Origin of the sequence: Aggregatibacter actinomycetemcomitans (genome assembly GCF_003130205.1) — a bacterium.
Taxonomy (GTDB): domain Bacteria; phylum Pseudomonadota; class Gammaproteobacteria; order Enterobacterales; family Pasteurellaceae; genus Aggregatibacter; species Aggregatibacter actinomycetemcomitans_A.
Genome location: NZ_NRDF01000010.1, coordinates 39,110 through 59,289, shown reverse-complemented (window position 1 = coordinate 59,289; position 20,180 = coordinate 39,110). Strand labels below are relative to the sequence as shown.

17 protein-coding genes and 1 tRNA gene are annotated in these 20,180 nt (G+C 39.4%); 6 read left to right on the top strand and 12 right to left on the bottom strand.

Annotation, left to right across the window (positions count from 1 at the left end):
* Nucleotides 1-3 precede the first annotated feature (3 nt).
* From mutL to orn, 11 genes are all read right to left on the bottom strand, one after another.
* Entirely contained in the window at nucleotides 4-1,866 is a 1,863-nt protein-coding gene (mutL, locus tag DK423_RS08060; protein WP_005555937.1) for a DNA mismatch repair endonuclease MutL, read from the bottom strand.
* Nucleotides 1,866-3,350 carry an N-acetylmuramoyl-L-alanine amidase gene (locus DK423_RS08055; RefSeq protein ID WP_005555939.1) on the bottom strand — a complete coding sequence of 495 codons (1,485 nt, stop codon included), beginning with the start codon at nucleotides 3,348-3,350 and terminating at the stop codon, nucleotides 1,866-1,868. The genes mutL and DK423_RS08055 overlap by 1 nt, the downstream gene beginning before the upstream one ends.
* Nucleotides 3,347-3,841: a tRNA (adenosine(37)-N6)-threonylcarbamoyltransferase complex ATPase subunit type 1 TsaE gene (gene tsaE / locus DK423_RS08050; protein ID WP_005555942.1), complete on the bottom strand. Its 495-nt coding sequence runs from the start codon at nucleotides 3,839-3,841 to the stop codon at nucleotides 3,347-3,349. Before tsaE ends, DK423_RS08055 begins: the two co-directional genes overlap by 4 nt.
* A gap of 155 nt (nucleotides 3,842-3,996) precedes the next feature.
* Nucleotides 3,997-5,790 carry a hypothetical protein gene (locus DK423_RS08045; protein ID WP_005555944.1) on the bottom strand — a complete coding sequence of 598 codons (1,794 nt, stop codon included), beginning with the start codon at nucleotides 5,788-5,790 and terminating at the stop codon, nucleotides 3,997-3,999.
* A 24-nt stretch (nucleotides 5,791-5,814) separates the two neighbouring features.
* Nucleotides 5,815-6,171: a GtrA family protein gene (locus tag DK423_RS08040; RefSeq protein ID WP_231102133.1), complete on the bottom strand. Its 357-nt coding sequence runs from the start codon at nucleotides 6,169-6,171 to the stop codon at nucleotides 5,815-5,817.
* A gap of 5 nt (nucleotides 6,172-6,176) precedes the next feature.
* Complete coding sequence (locus tag DK423_RS08035) at nucleotides 6,177-7,097, bottom strand: glycosyltransferase family 2 protein (RefSeq protein WP_109043948.1); 921 nt, start codon at nucleotides 7,095-7,097, stop codon at nucleotides 6,177-6,179.
* A gap of 7 nt (nucleotides 7,098-7,104) precedes the next feature.
* On the bottom strand, nucleotides 7,105-8,613 hold the full coding sequence (locus DK423_RS08030; RefSeq protein WP_005555946.1) for a fused MFS/spermidine synthase: 1,509 nt from the start codon (nucleotides 8,611-8,613) through the stop codon (nucleotides 7,105-7,107).
* A complete protein-coding gene (locus DK423_RS08025) occupies nucleotides 8,600-9,217 on the bottom strand; it encodes a fused MFS/spermidine synthase (RefSeq protein WP_005555947.1) in 618 nt (205 codons plus the stop codon). The genes DK423_RS08030 and DK423_RS08025 overlap by 14 nt, the downstream gene beginning before the upstream one ends.
* A 28-nt stretch (nucleotides 9,218-9,245) precedes the next feature.
* Nucleotides 9,246-10,871, bottom strand: a complete 1,626-nt coding sequence (locus DK423_RS08020) for a phosphoethanolamine transferase (RefSeq protein WP_109043947.1) — start codon at nucleotides 10,869-10,871, stop codon at nucleotides 9,246-9,248.
* A gap of 234 nt (nucleotides 10,872-11,105) precedes the next feature.
* Nucleotides 11,106-11,181, bottom strand: a tRNA-Gly gene (locus DK423_RS08010).
* A gap of 98 nt (nucleotides 11,182-11,279) precedes the next feature.
* Nucleotides 11,280-11,828: an oligoribonuclease gene (gene orn / locus DK423_RS08005; protein ID WP_005555949.1), complete on the bottom strand. Its 549-nt coding sequence runs from the start codon at nucleotides 11,826-11,828 to the stop codon at nucleotides 11,280-11,282.
* Between the two features lie 70 nt (nucleotides 11,829-11,898).
* On the opposite strand from orn, the gene rsgA reads away from it, so the two are divergent.
* From rsgA to crr, 4 genes are all read left to right on the top strand, one after another.
* On the top strand, nucleotides 11,899-12,939 hold the full coding sequence (rsgA, locus tag DK423_RS08000) for a small ribosomal subunit biogenesis GTPase RsgA (protein WP_005555950.1): 1,041 nt from the start codon (nucleotides 11,899-11,901) through the stop codon (nucleotides 12,937-12,939).
* Nucleotides 12,940-13,159: 220 nt separating this feature from the next.
* Nucleotides 13,160-13,417 carry an HPr family phosphocarrier protein gene (locus DK423_RS07995; RefSeq protein ID WP_005555951.1) on the top strand — a complete coding sequence of 86 codons (258 nt, stop codon included), beginning with the start codon at nucleotides 13,160-13,162 and terminating at the stop codon, nucleotides 13,415-13,417.
* A gap of 130 nt (nucleotides 13,418-13,547) precedes the next feature.
* Nucleotides 13,548-15,275 (top strand): phosphoenolpyruvate-protein phosphotransferase PtsI, encoded by a 1,728-nt coding sequence (ptsI, locus tag DK423_RS07990; protein WP_005555952.1) that lies wholly within the window; start codon nucleotides 13,548-13,550, stop codon nucleotides 15,273-15,275.
* Nucleotides 15,276-15,335: 60 nt separating this feature from the next.
* Nucleotides 15,336-15,836 (top strand): PTS glucose transporter subunit IIA, encoded by a 501-nt coding sequence (gene crr, locus DK423_RS07985; protein ID WP_005555953.1) that lies wholly within the window; start codon nucleotides 15,336-15,338, stop codon nucleotides 15,834-15,836.
* Between the two features lie 125 nt (nucleotides 15,837-15,961).
* On the opposite strand, the gene prlC is transcribed toward crr, so the two are convergent.
* A complete protein-coding gene (gene prlC, locus DK423_RS07980) occupies nucleotides 15,962-18,001 on the bottom strand; it encodes an oligopeptidase A (protein WP_005555954.1) in 2,040 nt (679 codons plus the stop codon).
* A gap of 123 nt (nucleotides 18,002-18,124) precedes the next feature.
* Between prlC and DK423_RS07975 the strand changes: the two genes are divergently transcribed.
* Together DK423_RS07975 and DK423_RS07970 are read left to right on the top strand one after the other, a co-directional pair.
* Nucleotides 18,125-18,490, top strand: coding sequence for a YbaN family protein (locus DK423_RS07975; protein WP_005540969.1), 366 nt, complete (start codon nucleotides 18,125-18,127; stop codon nucleotides 18,488-18,490).
* Nucleotides 18,491-18,545: 55 nt separating this feature from the next.
* Nucleotides 18,546-20,081 carry a peptide ABC transporter substrate-binding protein gene (locus DK423_RS07970; protein ID WP_109043946.1) on the top strand — a complete coding sequence of 512 codons (1,536 nt, stop codon included), beginning with the start codon at nucleotides 18,546-18,548 and terminating at the stop codon, nucleotides 20,079-20,081.
* The last annotated feature ends 99 nt before the right edge of the window (nucleotides 20,082-20,180 follow it).

Sequence of the window (20,180 nt, the reverse complement as noted above, 5' to 3'; positions counted from 1 at the left end):
AAGTTAGCGGGGCGGTTGTGTCAGTTGGGTTAAATAAGGCTGCCAATCGACTTCCACAAGTAAATCTACGAGGCGAATTTGCTGCTGTTTGGCAAGTAATTGTTCCGTCTCGGTGAGCAGATTTACTGCGTCGGCAAGCACAGTGATGGGCGTGAATGCCGAAGACGCCAAAAGTGCGGTCAAGAATTCAGGTAAATTTTCGATGGATTGATTTAACAGCGCGATAATCACCTGCTGTAAATTTTGCCGGCGTAAATGTGCCGATACTTTTTGCAGTGTTATTTTATGCTGTGTCGCTTCTTCCGTAAAAGCAAAACCGATTTGCTCAAAGAACGTTTTTTGCTGTAACCATGCCTGCCATTGGTCATCAGACAAGCGAAAAATAATCGGGATTAACAATGGCTGAGACGTTGGCGCCAGGGTTAAATTCAACTCCAATTTTAAATGCTGCAAACGGGCTAATGACAACAAATAAAAATGCTGTTCTTGCTGTAACAATAGTGCCTCGTTGTTGATGAGCGCAAGGGCATGTAAAAAATCGGCATTGGGTTTGCTGACTTCCGTTACGCTCATTTCCGTTTGAGGTTGGGTTTTTAACGCCGTCCACAAGGTCTTGTGAGCATTTAACACGTTCTGTGTAATTTGTTCACGATGGGCATTTTCACGAGAAAAGTGCGGTGGATTTTGCCGGTGTTTTTGTGCGCCGTCACTCTTATTTTCGGCGTAGGCAGTGGCGGAATAACCGGCAGTCGGTGCGAATATATTTTGCCCTGCTGCCGAGCGATTCGGTTTGGTGTAAGTTGGTGTCTCCCACAACCCTGCAGGTTCTTCTGCGGCATTTTCCATTGGTGGCGGGTTCAAGTGCATTTGTTCGGAAGCCAGCGCATTACTAATGCCTAGGGTAATAAAATCATGCACCAAACGGGATTGCTGGAAACGTACCTCGTGTTTGGTCGGGTGTACGTTGACATCCACCTCATTCGGATTGAGATCGATAAACAGCACAAAAGCCGGGTGTTGATCTGCGGTTAAATAGCCCGCATAGGCTTGGCGAATGGCGTGCGTAATAATTTTGTCGCGTACTATGCGCCCGTTGACATAGCAGTAATTGAAGTCGTTTTGCGGGCGGTTAAACTGCGGCAACGCCACCCAGCCGGATAAATGCAGGTCATCGTGTTTCCAGTCGATTTGTAACGCATTTTGAATAAAATCCTCACCGCAAATGGCGGCAACACGCTTTAATTTTTGCTCATGAGTGACCGCACTTTTATACTGTCGAAGCACTTTCCCGTTGTGTGTCAGGGTAAAGTTAATGTGAAATTTGGCTAGAGCAATGCGACGAATGACTTCATCAATATGGGAAAATTCGGTTTTCTCCGAACGTAAAAATTTACGACGAGCGGGCGTGTTAAAAAATAAATTTGCCACTTCAACGGTGGTGCCCACAGGGTGAGAGGCGGGTTGAATGGTGGTTTCCATATCCCGCCCTTGGGCATAAACCTGCCAGGCCTCTCGTTGTTCGGCTGTGCGGGAAGTGAGAGTTAAGCGGGAGACGGAACTGATACTGGCGAGCGCTTCGCCGCGAAATCCCAGGCTTAAAATGGCTTCCAGATCCGCTAAATCGGCAATTTTGCTGGTGGCATGGCGGGCAAGGGCTAAGGCCAATTCCTCTTTAGCAATACCGATGCCGTTATCACGAATGCGAATCAGCCCGGCGCCCCCGTTTTCAATATCAATTTGAATTTTATCGGCACCGGCATCAAGGCTGTTTTCCACCAATTCTTTCACCACCGAAGCCGGGCGTTCAACCACTTCCCCGGCGGCAATTTGGTTGGCTAATTGTGGCGATAAAATGCGTATGGTCATTATTTTTTCCCGTGCTTGTCTTCAACCAGTCGGATTTTTTGCCCGCTTAACACTTTGCCGTTTTTTAATTGCGGGTTCAGTTTTAGCAAGGTATTTGGCGAAAGATTATACTCACGTGCGATGGAGTAGAGTGTTTGATTTTTTTTCACCGCATGGAAGGTCGGCACAGCTTGTTTTACTTCCGCTTTGCCTTTCCCCGAGGTATTTTTGTCTTTAGTTTTCGTATCTTCTGCCGCTTTCTCTTTTTCTGTTTTGGTTTCGGTTTTCATGGCGCCTTCCGCTTTGGCAACGGCAGGAATTTTAATGGTTTCACCCATTTGCAGTTCTTTACGCTTTAATTTATTGAGCGTAAGAATATCGTTACCGGAAACCTTATATTTCGCCGCAAGTTTAGTTAAAGTTTCGCCTTTTTTCACTTTATGGCGAATGCCGCTGTCTTTAATTTCCGCACTTTCCGGTTTAGTTTCGGTGTTTTCTTTCGTGTTGGTTGCGTTGTTTTTGCCGTTATCCGGGATTTTAATAGTTTCGCCCACCCACAATCTTTTGCGTTTTAATTTGTTTAAGGCAACGATATCCGCGGCATTGACATGGTATTTCTCAGCCAATTTACCTAAGCCTTCGCCTGATTTCACCTTATGGCGAATACCACTGTCCGTCACGTCAAGTGCGGTGGATTTTTCAGGTGTTTTTATGGTCGGAATTTTTGGCTCGGCTTTATAATTTTGACGACGATATTCGACCAAACCGTTGTAAATGGCTTTTGCAATTTTTTTACGGTAGGCGGGAGTGCTTAATTTCAGTTCTTCATCCTGGTTGGAGAGAAAGCCCGTTTCTACCAAAATGGATGGAATATCCGGTGAACGCAAGACGCCAAGACTTGCATGGCGTGGGGTAGGGCGGCTTAAAGAAGCAATTTGGGAAAAATGGCGTAGCACGATACTGCCTAATTCATAACCCACCCGTTGGCTATGCCCGAATTGCAAATCTAACACCGTTTGATCCAGATATTTTTCATTATGTGAGGCGAGCACGCTACCCGCTCCGCCCAAAAGCTCCGAACGTTTTTCATGATCTTCCAGCCATTGCCCCATTTCGTCATTGGCGCGACGGTTTGACAACACCCAAACGGAAGCGCCGCGTAAATTCGGGGTTTCGGAAGAATCCGCATGAATGGAAACCAAATAATTGGCTTTGTGTTTACGCGCGATTTCGGAACGTTGCGGCACGGAAATAAAGTAATCGCCGTTGCGGGTTAATACGGCATGAAAACGCGGATCCTTATCTAAAAGTGCTTTTAGTTCACGAGCGATAGAAAGTGTCACATTTTTTTCATAAATTTTTAAGTTGCGCCCGATAGCACCCGGGTCTTTCCCGCCATGACCGGGATCAACGGCAATCGTCCATGCATTATCAGCGAGAACGGGCATTGCACAGAAAAAAATGCTGTTGATAAGAAATAATTTAAAGATATTGCCGAGTTTCATTGTGGTACATCATCGTTATCTAATTGTTCAATAATCTGTCTGCCGATTGGCGATTGGGCAATCAACTCAATATGACGGGCAGTTTCCGCATAGGCAATGTTGACCAATAAATCTGCCGCCATAAGCATGCCTGCTCCTTTCTCCGCCCACTCAATCAAGCAAAGCGTGTTTTCGCTAAAATAATCACGAATGCCCATAAATTCCAACTCTTCAGGATCGGCAAGACGATACAAATCAAAATGGTAAACGATTTTGTCGCGGAATCGATATTCTTCTACTAACGTGTAAGTCGGGCTTTTTACTTTACCTTGATAGCCCAAAGCTTGAATCATCCCACGGCTTAAGGTCGTTTTCCCCGCGCCAAGATCACCGTTCAAATAAAGTGCAATGCCTTGCTTATTCGGAACATGGCTTATCGCATTGATAAGTTTTGCCCCAAAGGCGCACATGGCATTTTCATCAGAAATATATTGGCTAAATCTATCGATCATGCTGTTTGTCAGTTTAAAAAATAGTGGGGAATTGTACCGCACTTTGGAGGGATTACGTAGTGGCTTTGAATTGATATATGGTTATAGTGGGCATTTTAAATGAGAAAAAGTCATTATTTTAAAAAATGACTTTTTCTCATTACATTATAGTTAAGTTATTTGAGTTCGGGTTTAATAAATTTATATAAAATAATATTAGAGTTTTCATTGGTGTCAATAAATTCAAGATAATCAGGTATATCTTTCTTATCTATTAATTTTTGAGCCATGATTTCTTTCTCTTTATATTTATCGGCTAAAACATTGGCAAAATTTTTCTCAATCAGAATATAATCCACCTTATTTCTAATTAAATATTTTTCTGCATCATCTGTATTCACTGACGTATAAAATCGCATTGTATCAGAATTTCCTCTTATATTTCTGTGGTAAGGCGCAGAAATAGAAGCATTGGATGTAGTAGCAATAACAGCAGCACCTAAGTCAATAGGAGGTAATATCACTTTGTTTTCTAAATTGTTTTTATTAAGTAATTTTTTTGTCGCATAGTAGCTATTGTTATATTTTTCATCATAAATTTGTTTGGATTCATCTTCATCGTTGAAATTTATGATTATTTTAGTTGAAATCAATAGAAATGTAGGTATTGATAAAAATAAAATGATAGTTTTTGTTATCGGTAATGAACATTTCTCTCTTAATGAGTAGCAAGTATAAGCTTGTAAGGGAATTGCAACAGACATTGCTGTATAGAACATTCTTACTTGCCAAAATATTGCCAGTAATAAATTAGTGATTAAAGCGATATATATAATCCAGTAATTTAATTCCTTTTTATCAGATAAAAATAATGGAGAAATGATAGCAGGAAGAATCGCAATAAAATAACCTATATCTCCGATATCCTGAGATATTGTCACAGTTAATGGTCTTGCTTCAGAGACAAAAGATAGCCAGTTATCCTTAAGGAAAATAGGGTAGTCGGCATACCCTCCTTTTATTAGGTTTGGATAAATAATTATGATAGGCAGAACTAAAGCAATACCTGTTACACACAAAAAAGCAATTTTTTTAATTTTGTTAGTAAAATGAATAGAGAACTTAATCAATAAAGTACAAAGAATAGATCCTGCAATAAAACAAAGTAAGAATGGAAACGATAAAGCGTCATATTGTGGGATAAATAATTCATTTACAGGTCTGTTTAGTATTAATACTGCAAAAGATAGAATACTACTATGCAGGCATATTTTTTTGGCTAATTCTAAGTAATATAAATTATTCAGCAAACCATATAAAACAAATAGTATTAAAATGGCAACAAAACTATATATGTTTTCTAGACCTATCCATAATGATAAAACTATACTTATCGCTATAAAAAATGGCTGCCCGTTTTGATTTTGTTTATTTTTTGCTATAGAGAAAATGCAAAAAGATATTAATAAAATAAACTGAAGATTATGGTGATCTAAAGCACCCGGAAGAAAACGATAACTAATTGGTGCTAATAGCGGAAACAGCATTGCTATTTTAGCTGTCTCCAGCCCAAATAAACGGTAAGATATGAATGATATAATTAATAAAAAAATTAATAGATAAAGGAGTGGTGTTATAACATTCGATATGGTGAATGCGGTGTTCCAATCGGTGAAAATAGAAGCAAGCAGGGCTACACTGGCTAATGGAATATCCACAACTCTGGACCAGTGCATGATAACACCGTCTTGTGGGTTAAATTGAGGATCCGGCAGTAAATACCAATTCCCATTTTTTAACCATTCACTGTATTGATGATAGCGCATAAGATCATCAGTATCACTCAATGCGAAATTTGCGACATCACTCCAGTTCCGTATAATTAAAAAAGTAGCACATAATATCCAAATAATACAAGAGATATAAACTAATTTTTTTATGTCATTATTTATCAATAATTTTTTATACATATAAACCTTTGTAGTGTTTAATTATTACTTCTTATTTCTGAAAATAATATATCTGGAATATAAAAAACCTAGGATTAGGCTTATACCGGAAGAGATTATTAGCGTAATTGCCGGAAGCGCTTCTATTTTATCGGCTATCAATCCTATGAGATAACTCATTAAACCCATGAAGGAAACATAGAAAACCATTCGTATAATATTAATTTCTTTTTCAAATGTATATTTTGAATTTACAAAAAAAGAGAATATTACGGCGGCACTGAATCCTATAAGGTTGCTTAATGACTGTATGTATGTTAACCGATAAAAAAGATAAAATACTCCCCAGTGTATTATTGTATTTATGATACCCACTGAGAAGTATCGAAAGAATTGCTTCATCATTTTTATTTAATATTTAGATAATTCATTCTTTTAAGTTCTTTTCTTGCATTGGATATTGAGTCTAGAATTAATGCAATTGCAAAAAATAATATAGCCAGAATTCCCATGCCGGTAGCGAATACAGCAGTGGATATTTTTAGTACAGTGCCAAGCTTGAGATACTGGAAGATAACGGAAGTGCCACTAATCAGTGAAAATAGTGTGCAAAGTAAAGAGAGTGTCATAAAAAATAATAGCGGTTTTTGCTCTCTAATTAAGAAGAAAATAAAACTTAATATTTTAAACCCATCTCTATATGTTCTTAACTTGCTCTTGCTATTTTCTTTTCTTGAACTATAGTTAGTGGGAATTTCCTTTATTGGCATGTTTAATTGTAATGCTAATACCGTCATCTCTGTTTCAATTTCAAACCCATTACTGATTAATGGTAAAGATTTGACAAAACGTTTCGTCATTATTCTATAGCCGGAAAAAAGATCATTTATAGTTGAATTAAAAAAATAACTAATTATTTTTGAAAAAATTTTATTACCCAGTATATGACCTTTAGGGTAGGATTCTGATTTTCTATTTCGCGCCCCGATTATCATATCCAGATTCTCCTGAATCAGGGTGTTAACTAAATCCGGAGCAATGTTGGCATCGTAGGTATTATCTCCATCCACCAGAATATAAATGTCTGCATCAATATCTGCAAACATTCTGCGAACGACAGCACCTTTTCCTTGTTTAGGTTCATTGCGTACAATACAATCTAGTTTAATTGCTATTTCAAAAGTTTTATCTGTCGAATTATTATCATAAACATAGATTTTTGCCAAAGGCAAAGCGGATCTAAATGAGAGAACAGTATCGGATATACTATGTTCTTCATTATAACAAGGAATTAATATTGAAATTGATTGATTGATTGATTGATTCATAATTTACCTAATTAAAAAATCCATATTTATATTCCGGAATCATGTTTCCATCTGTAATTATTTCTAATGGGCGTCCTAAATTTTGGAAATTTATCTCTTCATAACGAATTAGAGGTTTTATAAAAATAGTATTAACGCCTTTCTCTAACTCTTCTTGTGAACTAAAGACATGACTTCCATTTTCCCATTTTAATCTTGATAATCCGGACGTAATTTGATCTTTGGTTAGTGCGCTGATCGGATTCAGTGAAGCTAGTGACATATTCATATATTGATAAACATGAGGGAAAACTTCTTTTGAGGTGTAGTATGCATCATATGATTCCGTTGTGTTGAAATAGATAAAACCATTTTCATTTAAATGTGATTTTGTTAATTCTAAAAACTCTTTACTAAGTAAATTAGATGCATAATTTCTCCAATGAAATGTGGTATTCATTAGAATAAAGTCAAATTTTTTCTCCGGATTACGGTTTAACCAACGGCGACCATCATCAGTGATGAGATTGACCCGCTTATCTTGCAGAAATTTGCCCATTTCAGAGTACATCCCGGCTAGCTTAGGATAGCCTGGATTTAATTCAATAACAGTCATTGATTCCAATTCGGGCATTGATGTTAAAACTCTCGTCCAAGAGGCTGTGCTTAAACCGATAACAAGAATGTTTTTCGCATGAGGTGCAATAACCGGTAATAAATAAGCTCTTTCAATGCCATTATGACTATGATTCAAATTTGTATTTAGCATACCATCATAAGCATTACCGCCGAATACGAGTTCATCATTGTTTTCGCTTAGGTATACTTGAATAAAACCATGTTTATTCTCAATAAGTTTCTCTAATTTTAAGTATTTCCCGTTTTCATCTTTTTTCTTGGCTAATGAATGAATCATATTTTCAGGTAAAACGAAGGTTGTCGCTATAATAATAGCAGCCATAAGAGCGGTTGTGCTTTTTAGCCATTTTTCTTGTATGCAGAATGCGGCTGTAACCAGCGTAATAAATGTGATGATAAAATATGTTTGCTGTGTAGTAAAAATGTCAAGGAGGTAAAATCCAATTAATATCGGAGAAATTGTACATCCCAGAACATTAGCAAAATAGACATTAGAAATTGCTGCACCTGTTTTTTTCTGTTCCGCACCTAAATGATGAACAATTGGGAACACAATTCCTCTTAGCAATGCGCTGAAGAATATGCATACGATAAAGATACCTAACATACCCTCAATAGGGAAATTAATTATTAGTGAGATTGTTAAGCAATCAAAAATTGAAGATAGCAGAAAAGAATACCCAATATATTGAATGGTTCCTTTTTCTGATTGACATAAACGCTTGCCAATTAAAGAACCACAAGCGATACCCAATAAAAATAAGGCAAGCGTTAAAGAAAATATTTGGGGTAGAGAAAGACCGTAGAAACCAAAAAGTCTAATCCAAATCACTTCTAATCCTAAGCTTAGGAAGCCACTTAGAAAAGATAATATTATTGCTTTTTTAGTGATTGTCATGACTGATTCCTTTTTTCCCGTATTTTAAGAATATAATTGTCGCTACAAGATAATTAATAATTGCTGCCAAGTAGATTACTTGTGTGATTGTAAAATAATTGAATAAGATAAACCCGGTTGTTATACAGGCAAATGCCGCGCCTAAAGTATTGGTAAAGTATAACCAGCCTATATTATTGCCAATATTATCAAAGTGTTGGTTTAAATATTGCGTTAGTAAGGGAAGAGTGCTTCCCATTAGAAACGTAGGGAATAGCAATAAAACAAAGTTAGAGAACGCGACAGTAAGAAGTGCCGAATGTAAAAATAACGCTTGGGTTAAATTAATTAGTGTGGGGCTTGAGAAACCGAATGTACCAATCCCGATTTCTGTTAATGCGAAGAGTAAAATAATTTGTTTAGGAAATTTATCTGCAATGCGTCCGCCAAAATAAGCACCTACGCCTAATCCGGCCATAAAGACGGCAATAATAACAGTGATTGATTCTAAATCTACGCCAAAAGCAGTAAATAACATTCTTTGCCATGCTATTTGATAAATTAAGGCAGCAAAGCCGGACATAAAAAATACAGATTTTACTGTTCCGGTAGAATATTTATCCATTATGATATCCTATTGTTTTAATTATAATTTAAAAATTCGGTATATTGTCGTTTTTTAATGTGTCATAAGAAATATTTTCTTTGAAATTAAATACCTTAATGTCTTTATCATCTTTATTTGAGAAAAACTCATAACCATTATTTAATTCTTCTGTTTTTATTCCTAACCATTCTGCATAACCATAGATAAAGTTAAATGCACTTCGCTTCACATTCACTAAATTTCTTGATGTGTCATCACTGGAAAGTTTAACAAAAGGTACTTCAAAATTTTGTTTTGATTCTTCGCCAAAATCTAAATCTATTTCTTCTTTGCTTTCTTTATTTTTGTGCGATAATCCATGATCTGAAAAATAAATTAAAGAATAGCTTTCATTCTGTGCTTTTAATAAATAGACGATCTCTTCAATTAATTTATCTGTTTTTAAAATACTATTGACATAACAGGATAAACTTTCATTAATAAATTCATATTCTTTTTCATCTTTTGTGATTCTCTGGCAAAAATTACGATGCGATCCCATCAAATGAATGACAAATAGCCGAGTATCATTTGCGTAACTTTTCTCTTTAAATTTGACTTTAAGCTCATCCAGTAATTTAAAATCATCGGTATTATTAGTAATAAATCCACCTTTTTTCGTGAAGTAATGAAAATCTGCACTTGCACCTGATCTGCTTGCCAACGTGTCATATTTTCCTATACACCCTTGGTTTGACAACCAGAAGGTCTTTATACCGGCAGCCTTCGCTAACGTAATAATATTAAAAGAATAATTTTTTTCTCCCTTATCTTTGGGTTTAAAGTACAATGTATTTAATAGTGAATGGTATGTTGCCGGCGCAGCAGAAATATAACCCGCATTAATATATCCATTCGTTTTATCCAGGAAGGGTGTTGTCGGTAACTTAAAACCATAGCTTGACATATAATCCTTTCTCGCACTTTCGCCGATAATTAGCACATAATTTTTATATTTAGGATGACTGGAAATAATATGCCAAAGAGATCGCATACTTTTAGCTGATTCTAAGTCTTCTTTATCACTATAATATTCGCTCACACTGTCTATTATATTCGCATAAAACGAAATCAGATTTATTGGGCTGTTGGCTAAAGTCCAACGGGAATCTACTTGTTCTGTGGAAGCATAATCGAAATGATGTTTTGTAGGGAGCCAAATAATACTCAGAATTGCTACTGCCGTTAATGCATACTTTAAGATCTTTTGAAGTTTCATTTCTTGTTGAGTCGGTGGGGTTTCCGGTATTGCTTGTTTTCTTAGTCTATATAAAATATATCCGGATAAAATAAATAAGAATGGCAGTAAAAATTGGCTAAATTTTAATTTTCCTAAAAATTCAAAAGATTCTTCCGGGTTGGTTTCAAAAAAAGCAGCAACAACTCCGGAGTTTAAGTTTCCATAAGATAAATATATAGGCTGATAAATAGATAACGTTATGATAACGAATGTAATAAGGCTCCAGAATAATTTCTGATTTAGTGAGAATATTAAATAATAGATAATGTATATTACAAACATGCCATAATAAATAGTATTCTCAGGTGATATAATAAGCGTAATAAATGAGAAAAAGAGTAGCCAAATCCAAAAGATTCGGCTATTTAGATAATTAAGAAATTTTTTAAACATAAATTGGTTCTTTAGGTTTAAGACTGAAGATAACAGAAAAGACAAAGTAAGAGTGCTAATTTTATACCTAATAACTTATAAACTCAATAGCATTAGGGATATGCCAATGTAAAGATAAGTTAAAGATTTGTCAGTTTGTATTGAAAAACACTGGGAATTCTGACCGCACTTTTCAGTCTCAAGGTCGCGCACAGAATAAAAAATCCCTCGCTGAAAGGCGAGGGATTGTAAATTTGGAGCGGGAAACGAGGCTCGAACTCGCGACCCCGACCTTGGCAAGGTCGTGCTCTACCAACTGAGCTATTCCCGCGTTCACATAAAACGAATGAGACGGCATTATACGAATATTTTTGTGCAGTGCAAGTATAAAATCGTGGAAATTACGCACTTGTTTATATATTCGACGATTTAGTCCATCTTCAAAAAATGTTCACGATAATAGGCTAACTCTTTGATAGATTCACGAATATCGTCCAGCGCCAAATGCGTATTTTGCTTATTAAAGCCGTTTAAAATGTCCGGTTTCCAGCGGGCGGCAAGTTCTTTTAAGGTGCTGACGTCAAGGTGGCGATAATGAAAATAGTCGGCAAGTTCAGGCATGTATTTAAACAGGAAGCGTTTGTCCTGCGCAACGCTGTTGCCACAAATCGGGGAGGCGCCTTTCGGAACGTATTTTTTTAAGAAATCAAGTGTTTGTAGCTCTGCCGCGCGTTTGGTGAGTTTGCTGGCTTTAACACGTTCGATCAAGCCGTTTGCCGTGTGGGTTTTTACACACCATTCACTCATTTTATTCAGTAACGCATCGGGCTGGTGAATAGCAAGGACAGGGCCCTCGGCAAGGATGTTTAAATTTTTATCGGTCACGATGGTGGCGATTTCAATAATACGTTCTTTTTCCGGATCAAGCCCGGTCATTTCTAAATCAATCCAAATCAGATTTTGTTTATCGAATGACATGATATAAGGTATCCTATGCAAAATTTTTGTTATTCTAGCGAAAAACGCCCCAAAAAACGACCGCACTTTTATGAGCAAACCGAAATTAACCCAAAATCAACAACGCCGTATTCAGTCCAACAACAAGAAAGTTTTGCATCGCCATCAGAAAAAAGAGATTGAGTGGCAGGATGACATGTTGGGCGCGTCGCAAGAAGGCTTGGTGGTGACCCGCTATGCCCGTCATGCGGATGTCGAAAATGAGCGGGGTGGAATTTTCCGTTGCAATTTGCGTCGGACTCTGGCCGGTGTGGTGGTCGGCGATCGTGTAATTTGGCGACAAGGCAACGAACAATTGCAGGGCGTGAGTGGGGTGATTGAAGGTGTGCATCCGCGTCAAAATGAAATTTCCCGCCCGGATTATTACGATGGCATGAAAGTGATCGCCGCCAATATTGATCGCATTATTATCGTTTCTTCCGTATTGCCGAGTTTATCGTTAAATATTATCGATCGCTATTTAGTGGTGTGTGAAGAAGCCAAAATTGAACCGATTATCGTACTAAATAAGGCAGATATGCTGACGGAGTCGCAGTGGCAGGCGGTGGATTCGCAACTGGAAATTTACCGTAAAATTGGCTATCAAACGTTGATGGTGTCTGCTCAGAGCGGAAAAAATCTGGAAAAACTGACCGCACTTTTATCCGACGGCGTATCTATTTTTGTGGGGCAATCCGGTGTGGGAAAATCCAGCTTGATTAACGCAGTGTTACCTCATGTCGAAGCCCGGGTTGGGGAAATCAGTTCTACTTCAGGTTTGGGACAGCATACCACCACATCATCCCGTTTATATCATTTGTCGCAAGGCGGTAGCCTGATTGATTCGCCGGGCATTCGGGAATTCGGTTTGTGGCACCTGGAAGATGAGCAGATTACAAAAGGTTACCGTGAATTCCAGACCGTGTTGGGAACCTGTAAATTCCGTGATTGTAAGCATTTAAATGACCCGGGGTGCGCTTTGCGACAAGCGGTGGAAGAAGGAAAAATCAGCGCTGTACGTTATGAAAATTATCATCGCTTACTCACCGGCCGAAAGGACATGAAATCACAACGGCATTTTTCTATTGAATGAGATGGTTTACTGCTTTTTAGGCATTAAATGTTAATTTTTAGTTAAAAGATTAATCTATTTTGAATTTTTTTGTGATCTGATTCAAACTTTTGGGTAAAACGGCTTGCATCGGAAGATGAAACACAAGATACTTCCATTTATTTTAGTATTTTAAATAAATAATTGACAAAATACTGAAATGAATTAAACGCATTCTATTAACTTTTTAGAGGAAAGTAACATGTATTCAAAAGATGTTGAAATTGCTGCAGCTAATGGTTTACACACGCGTCCGGCAGCGCAATTTGTAAAAGAAGCGAAAGCGTTTGCTTCTGACATTACGGTCACATCCGCCGGTAAAAGTGCCAGTGCGAAAAGTTTGTTTAAATTACAGACACTGGCGTTAACTCAAGGAACTGTGATTACTATCTCGGCAGAAGGTGAGGACGCGGAAAAAGCGGTTGAGCATCTTGTTGCATTAATTCCTACATTAGAATAATTAAGCAGCCATAATTTGCCTCCTTGTTGCTATAAGCGTTTGGATGGCGGGTTATGGCTTTTATTCTATTTAGTGAATGATTGATTTTTGTTCGGTTTAATTTTTTGTTCAGTTTAATAAGAAGGTTACTATGATTTCAGGAATTCCGGCTTCTCCGGGTATTGTTTTTGGCAAAGCACTTGTGCTTAAAGAAGAAAAAATTGTACTTGATACACAAAAAATTAAAGACAGCCAAATTGAAGATGAAGTGGCACGCTTTTATGCGGGACGCGATGCCGCAGTTGAACAGTTAAATTCCATTAAAGATCGGGCTTATCAATCTTTAGGGGAAGAGAAGGCGGCTATCTTTGAAGGTCATTTAATGATTTTGGAAGATGAGGAACTGGAAGAAGAAATCATTGATTATCTTCGTTCAAATCATGTCAATGCTGCAGTTGCTGCGAATGTAATTATCGATCAGCAAGTAGCGATGTTATCGGAAATTGATGACGAATATTTGAAAGAACGCGCCGGCGATATTCGTGATATTGGTAATCGTTTAATTAAAAATATTTTAGGTATGCATATCGTCGATTTAGGTGAAATTAATGAAGAAGCGATTTTGGTTGCCTATGATTTAACCCCTTCTGAAACCGCACAGTTAAATTTGGATAAAGTGTTAGGCTTTGTGACCGACATTGGCGGTCGCACCTCCCATACTTCAATTATGGCGCGCTCTTTGGAATTGCCGGCAATCGTGGGAACCAATAACGTTACCCACAAAGTAAACACCGGGGATTACCTGATCCTGGATGCGCTAAATAACGTAGTTTATGTCAATCCTTCTCAAGAAGAGATTCAACGCTTGAAAGCATTACAAGCGAAATTGGCGGAAGAAAAAGCCGAATTGGCAAAATTAAAAGATTTACCGGCGCTCACGTTAGATGGTCACCGCGTAGATGTAGTGGCGAATATCGGTACGATCCGTGACGTGGAAGGCGCTGAACGTAACGGCGCGGAAGGTGTCGGCTTATACCGTACCGAATTTTTGTTCATGGACCGCGACCAGCTGCCAACCGAAGAAGAACAGTTTATTGCGTATAAAGAAGTGGTCGAAGCCATGAATGGTAATCTCGTGGTGTTGCGTACCATGGATATCGGTGGCGATAAAGAGTTACCATATTTGAATCTGCCGAAAGAAATGAACCCGTTCCTTGGCTGGCGTGCAATTCGCATTGCGTTGGATCGTCGTGAGATTCTACATGCGCAATTAAGAGCCGTGTTGCGTGCTTCTGCTTACGGGAAATTAGCGGTGATGTTCCCGATGATTATTTCCGTGGAGGAAATTCGTGAATTAAAATCGGTGGTTGAAAAATTAAAAGTTGAATTGCGTAACGAAGGCAAAGCCTTTGATGAAGATATTCAAATCGGCGTAATGGTTGAAACTCCGGCGGCGGCAGTCAATGCCGGATTCTTAGCAAAAGAAGTGGACTTCTTTAGTATCGGTACCAATGATTTAACGCAATACACTTTGGCGGTTGACCGTGGTAACGAGTTAATTTCCCACCTCTATAATCCAATGAGCCCATCGGTGCTGAATTTAATTAAACAGGTGATTGATGCCTCTCACGCGGAAGGCAAATGGACCGGTATGTGCGGTGAGTTGGCAGGTGATGAGCGCGCGACGATTCTATTGTTGGGTATGGGCTTGGATGAATTCAGCATGAGTGCTATTTCTGTACCGCGCATTAAAAAATTAATCCGTAATGTGAATTTCCAAGATGCAAAAGCCTTAGCTGAAAAAGCGTTGCAACAACCGACGGCTGCCGAAATTGAAAGTTTAGTCTCTGATTTTTTGTCTGAAAAAGCATTAAATTAGATACAACTTTCAGATTTTAAGCTAAAATACGACCGCATTTTTTAACGTCAGGAGAGTAAAATGGGTTTATTTGACAAATTATTTGGTTCAAAAGACAAGAAAGCGATGGATGTGGAAATCTATGCGCCACTTTCCGGAGAAATCGTGAACATTGAAGATGTTCCGGATGTCGTATTCTCTGAAAAAATCGTTGGTGACGGTGTTGCAATTCGCCCGACCGGTAACAAACTGGTTGCACCGGTGGATGGTGTAGTCGGTAAAATCTTTGAAACTAACCATGCCTTTTCAATGGAATCAAAAGAAGGCGTTGAATTGTTTGTACACTTCGGCATTGATACCGTTGAATTGAAAGGCGAAGGATTTACCCGTATTGCAAAAGAAGGTCAAACCGTAAAACGTGGTGATACCATTATTGAATTGGATCTTCCGTTATTAGAAGCAAAAGCCAAATCCGTATTAACGCCGGTGGTGATCTCTAATATGGACGAAATCAGTAATATGGAGAAAAAATCCGGTGAAGTGGTTGCCGGTGATTCTGTTGTATTGGTTCTGAAAAAATAACTCGATTTTAAATAAGAAGGCTTACTTGTAATGAGTAAGCCTTTTTTCATAGTAAAAAACACCCAAAATAGTGACCGCACTTTATCGTCTGAAGGAAAAAGTGCGGTCGTTTTCAACGGCGTTTTTTAATTTGCAATGCCTTTGTGGCGGAGTAGCGCATCTAATTGCGGTTCACGACCACGGAAGCTTTTGAATAACGTCATCGGTTCTTCGGAACCGCCTTTGGTGAGGATTTCATCTAAGAAAGATTGACCGGTTTTCGCATTGAAAATGCCTTCTTCCTCAAAGCGAGAATAAGCATCTGCCGATAGCACTTCCGCCCATAAATAGCTGTAATAGCCCGCCGCATAACCGCCGGCAAAAATGTGGCTGAAGCTGTGTGGCATTCTTCCCCATTCTGCGCCCGGAATTACCGCAACTTGGCGCTTCACGGCGTGTAACATATCCAACACTTGATTTTGTTTGTTCGGATTAAAAGTATGATGCAAACGGAAATCAAACAACGCGAATTCCAGCTGGCGTAAAACAAACATCGCCGCTTGGAAATTTTTCGCTTTGAGTAATTGGGTCAGTTTCTCTTTTGGCAACGGTTCACCTGTTTGGTAATGACCGGAAATAAACTGCAACGCTTCTTCTTCCCAGCACCAGTTTTCCATAAATTGACTTGGCAATTCCACGGCATCCCAAGGCACACCGTTAATGCCGGCGACATCTGCCACATCAATTTTCGTGAGCATATGATGTAACCCATGCCCGAACTCATGGAACAGGGTAGTGACTTCATCGTGCGTAAACAACGCCGGTTGATCACCGAGCGGGCGATTAAAGTTACAGGTTAAATAGGCGACCGGTTTTTGTAGACTACCGTCGATGGTTTTGCGACGACCAATACAATCGTCCATCCATGCGCCGCCGCGTTTATGTTCACGGGCATACAAATCCAAATAGAAACTGCCGCGGACTTCACTGTTTTCGTCGATTAAATCAAAGAAGCGCACATCTTTATGCCAGGTTTCCACATCATGACGTTCTACGGCATGAATGTTGAAAATACGTTTAATCAGTTCAAATAAGCCGCTAAGGACGCGATCTTCCGGGAAATAAGGGCGCAATTCTTCATCGTTAATGGCATATAAATGTTGCTTTTGTTTCTCGCTGTAAAAGGACAAATCCCAAAGCTCAAGTGCGGTTAAATTATAGTGTGTTTTGCAGAAATCTTTTAATTCCTGTAATTCACGCTCGCCTTGTGCTTTGGAGCGGGTGGCGAGATTTTCTAAGAAGTCCAACACCTGCTGTGGGCTTTCCGCCATTTTGGTGGCAAGGGATAATTCGGTATAGGTGTTGAAATCCAGCAATTTTGCCAATTCAACACGCAGGCTCAAAATTTCCTGCATAATAGCAGAATTATCCCATTTGCCTGCATTTGGACCTTGATCGGAGGCGCGGGTGGCGAAAGCACGATACATTTCTTCGCGCAATTCACGGTTTTCACAATACGTCATCACCGGAATGTAGCTTGGAAATTCTAAAGTAAAACGATAGCCGCTTAAACCTTTGCTTTCCGCCGATTGTTTTGCCGCTTCCAAAGCGGATTCCGGCAAGCCTTTAAGGAGGTTTTCGTCTTCAATGACTTTTTCCCACCCCATGGTGGCATCCAGCACGTTATTGCTGAATTGGGAGGTGAGCTCCGATAAACGCGCGGCAATTTCGCCATAACGTTGTTGTTTTTCCTGCGGCAAAGAGATGCCCGATAATTTGAAATCACGCAGACTGTTTTCAATGGCTTTTTTCTGTGCTTGGCTATAACCGGCAAATTCAGGGCTGTTTTTTAATTGCAAATAGGCCTCATATAATCCCTGGTGTTGCCCGACCCACGTGCTGTATTCCGCCAATAGCGGCAGACAGGTTTGGTAGGCTTCGCGTAATTCGGGGTTGTTTTTTACCGAATTCAAATGGGAAATCGGCGACCAAACTTTGCTTAAACGATCGCCGGCTTCCGTTAACGGCAGGATGAAATTTTCCCAGGTAAAGTGCGGTTGTTTTACCACGCGTTCGATGGTTTTACGATTTTCTTGAATTAATTGCTTGATTGCAGGTTCGATATATTGCGGTTCGATTTTAGAAAATGCGGGTAAGGCGGTGGGTGTGAGTAATGGATTTGTCATTCAAATGTCCTTTTATTATAGAAAAAACTGATTAATTAAATTGGGTTCGATTTTATGATTTCAAGCTTGAAAAATCCACCAATTCAAGGATAATTGCGAATAATTTTTATTTTGAGGTTCTCAATGAAGTATTTTTACATCGGACTTGGCTTTATCTTTTTGGCATTAGGTATTGTCGGTATTGTCCTTCCTCTTTTGCCTACCACGCCGTTTTTGCTGCTGACCTTATTTTGTTTTGCCAAGGGCTCTGATCGTTTGCATAACTGGTTCATCGGCACAAAAATCTATCAAAATCATCTGAAAGATTTCCAGCAACAACGCGCACTAACCAAGAAAGCGAAAATCTATATTTTGAGCTTTTCCACTTCTATGCTATTGCTAGGCTTTTATTTTACGCCGAGTATCATTGGTAAAAGTATTATTATTGCTGTCCTCCTGATTAAATATTGGTGCTTCTTTTTCTGGATCAAAACCCTGAAAGAAGAATAAACAATCAAACAGACTGGTGTATAATATGCGCATTTATTTCATTGAATTCATTTAAATGCGTATTTTCCACTTTAAAAGTGTGGTGCTTTTTTTCAGTGTTTTTTGGCTGAACGGATGTGACGACCAACCCCAAAAGCCCGCCGAACCTGTTTCAACGGTTGACGTACCAACCGAACAACCCTCACCTCAAGCGAGCCGCCAATTATTGGTGCGTGGCGCTTATTCCGACTTATCCTTGGATCCGTTGCAAGCTTCAAATATTGAACAAATCGCCTTTTTGCGCGATATTTTTGAAGGTTTAGTGATTTATGATCCGCAAGGCAATGTGGTGCCGGCAGTGGCGGAAAGCTGGCAAACTAAAGACAACAAAATCTGGCACTTCACTTTACGAAAAGAGGCAAAATGGTCTAACGGCGAGCCGGTGACTGCGCAGCAATTTGTTGCGAGTTGGCAACGGCTGGCGCAATCGAATTCTCCTTTAAAGCACTATTTACGCTACCTTAACTTAGCCAACGCGGAGAACGTGTTACAACAAACCCTGTCGCCTGAGCAGTTGGGAATCGTTGTGGAAAATGACCGCACTTTACGTTTAACGTTAGATAAAGCAACCCCTTACTTGCCGCAAATGCTGGCGCATATCAGCCTGTTGCCGCAATATTTATCGCCACATGAAGGCGTGACCAACGGGGCGTATCAAGTGATGGGGCAGCAAGGCAATCTCATTCATTTGGAAAAAAGCCCGCAATATTGGGCGAAAGAAAAAGTGGCGTTTAAAAATGTGGATTATCAGAAAATCGCACCGCAACAGGATGTCAGCGCCTTAGATGTGGTATGGCAGCCGCAGCAGCAAACGGATCAAACGCAATATTTTCCGCAACTTTGCACCTATTTTTACGCCTTTAATTTTAACACGCCGCAACTGGCGCAAAGCCCGGTGCGTAAGGCATTGGCGATGATGACATCCGCCCGCAATTTGTTGCCGGAAAGCAAAAACAGGATTCCCTTAACAGATAATTTTTTACCGATTTCCATGCAAACCATCGAAAGCCAATGGGAGCAAACGCCGGTTGAACAATTATTAAGTCAAGCGCGAATTAGTGAGAAGGCACCGCTCAAACTGACTTTAAGTTACGATCAATCGGAACTACAAAGTCAACTGGTGCAGGGGTTGATTCGCATGTGGTCACAATCGGACATGATTCAGATTATCGGCGAAGGGATGCCGAAACAACAACTGCTGGAGAATATTGCTAAAGGCGAGTTTCAAATCGCCCGCGCCGGTTGGTGTGCCGATTATAACGAACCCTCCGCATTTTTAAGCCTGTTCTACAGCCGTAGCCCGGATAACAAAAGCGGCTATCGTAACGATGAACTGGACAGTTTATTTGAGCAAAGCCTGAAAGTCATTTCACAGGCGGAACGCACCGCACTTTACGGACGAATAGAGCAAATCCTGCAAGAGGAAAATGTGGTTCTGCCGTTATATCAATCCACCGTTCCCGTCTATCTCAACCCCACACTAAACGGCTACGACCCCGCCAACCCGACGGAAGTGATTTATAGTAAGGATTTATTTCGTAAGGTTAGATAATGTACTGATAAAATTTAACTACATGCCTTAGTAAATACTCAAAATTGAGGTCGATCAACAGGCTTTTTTAGCCGGATGGCATTCATTATTCCATACTTG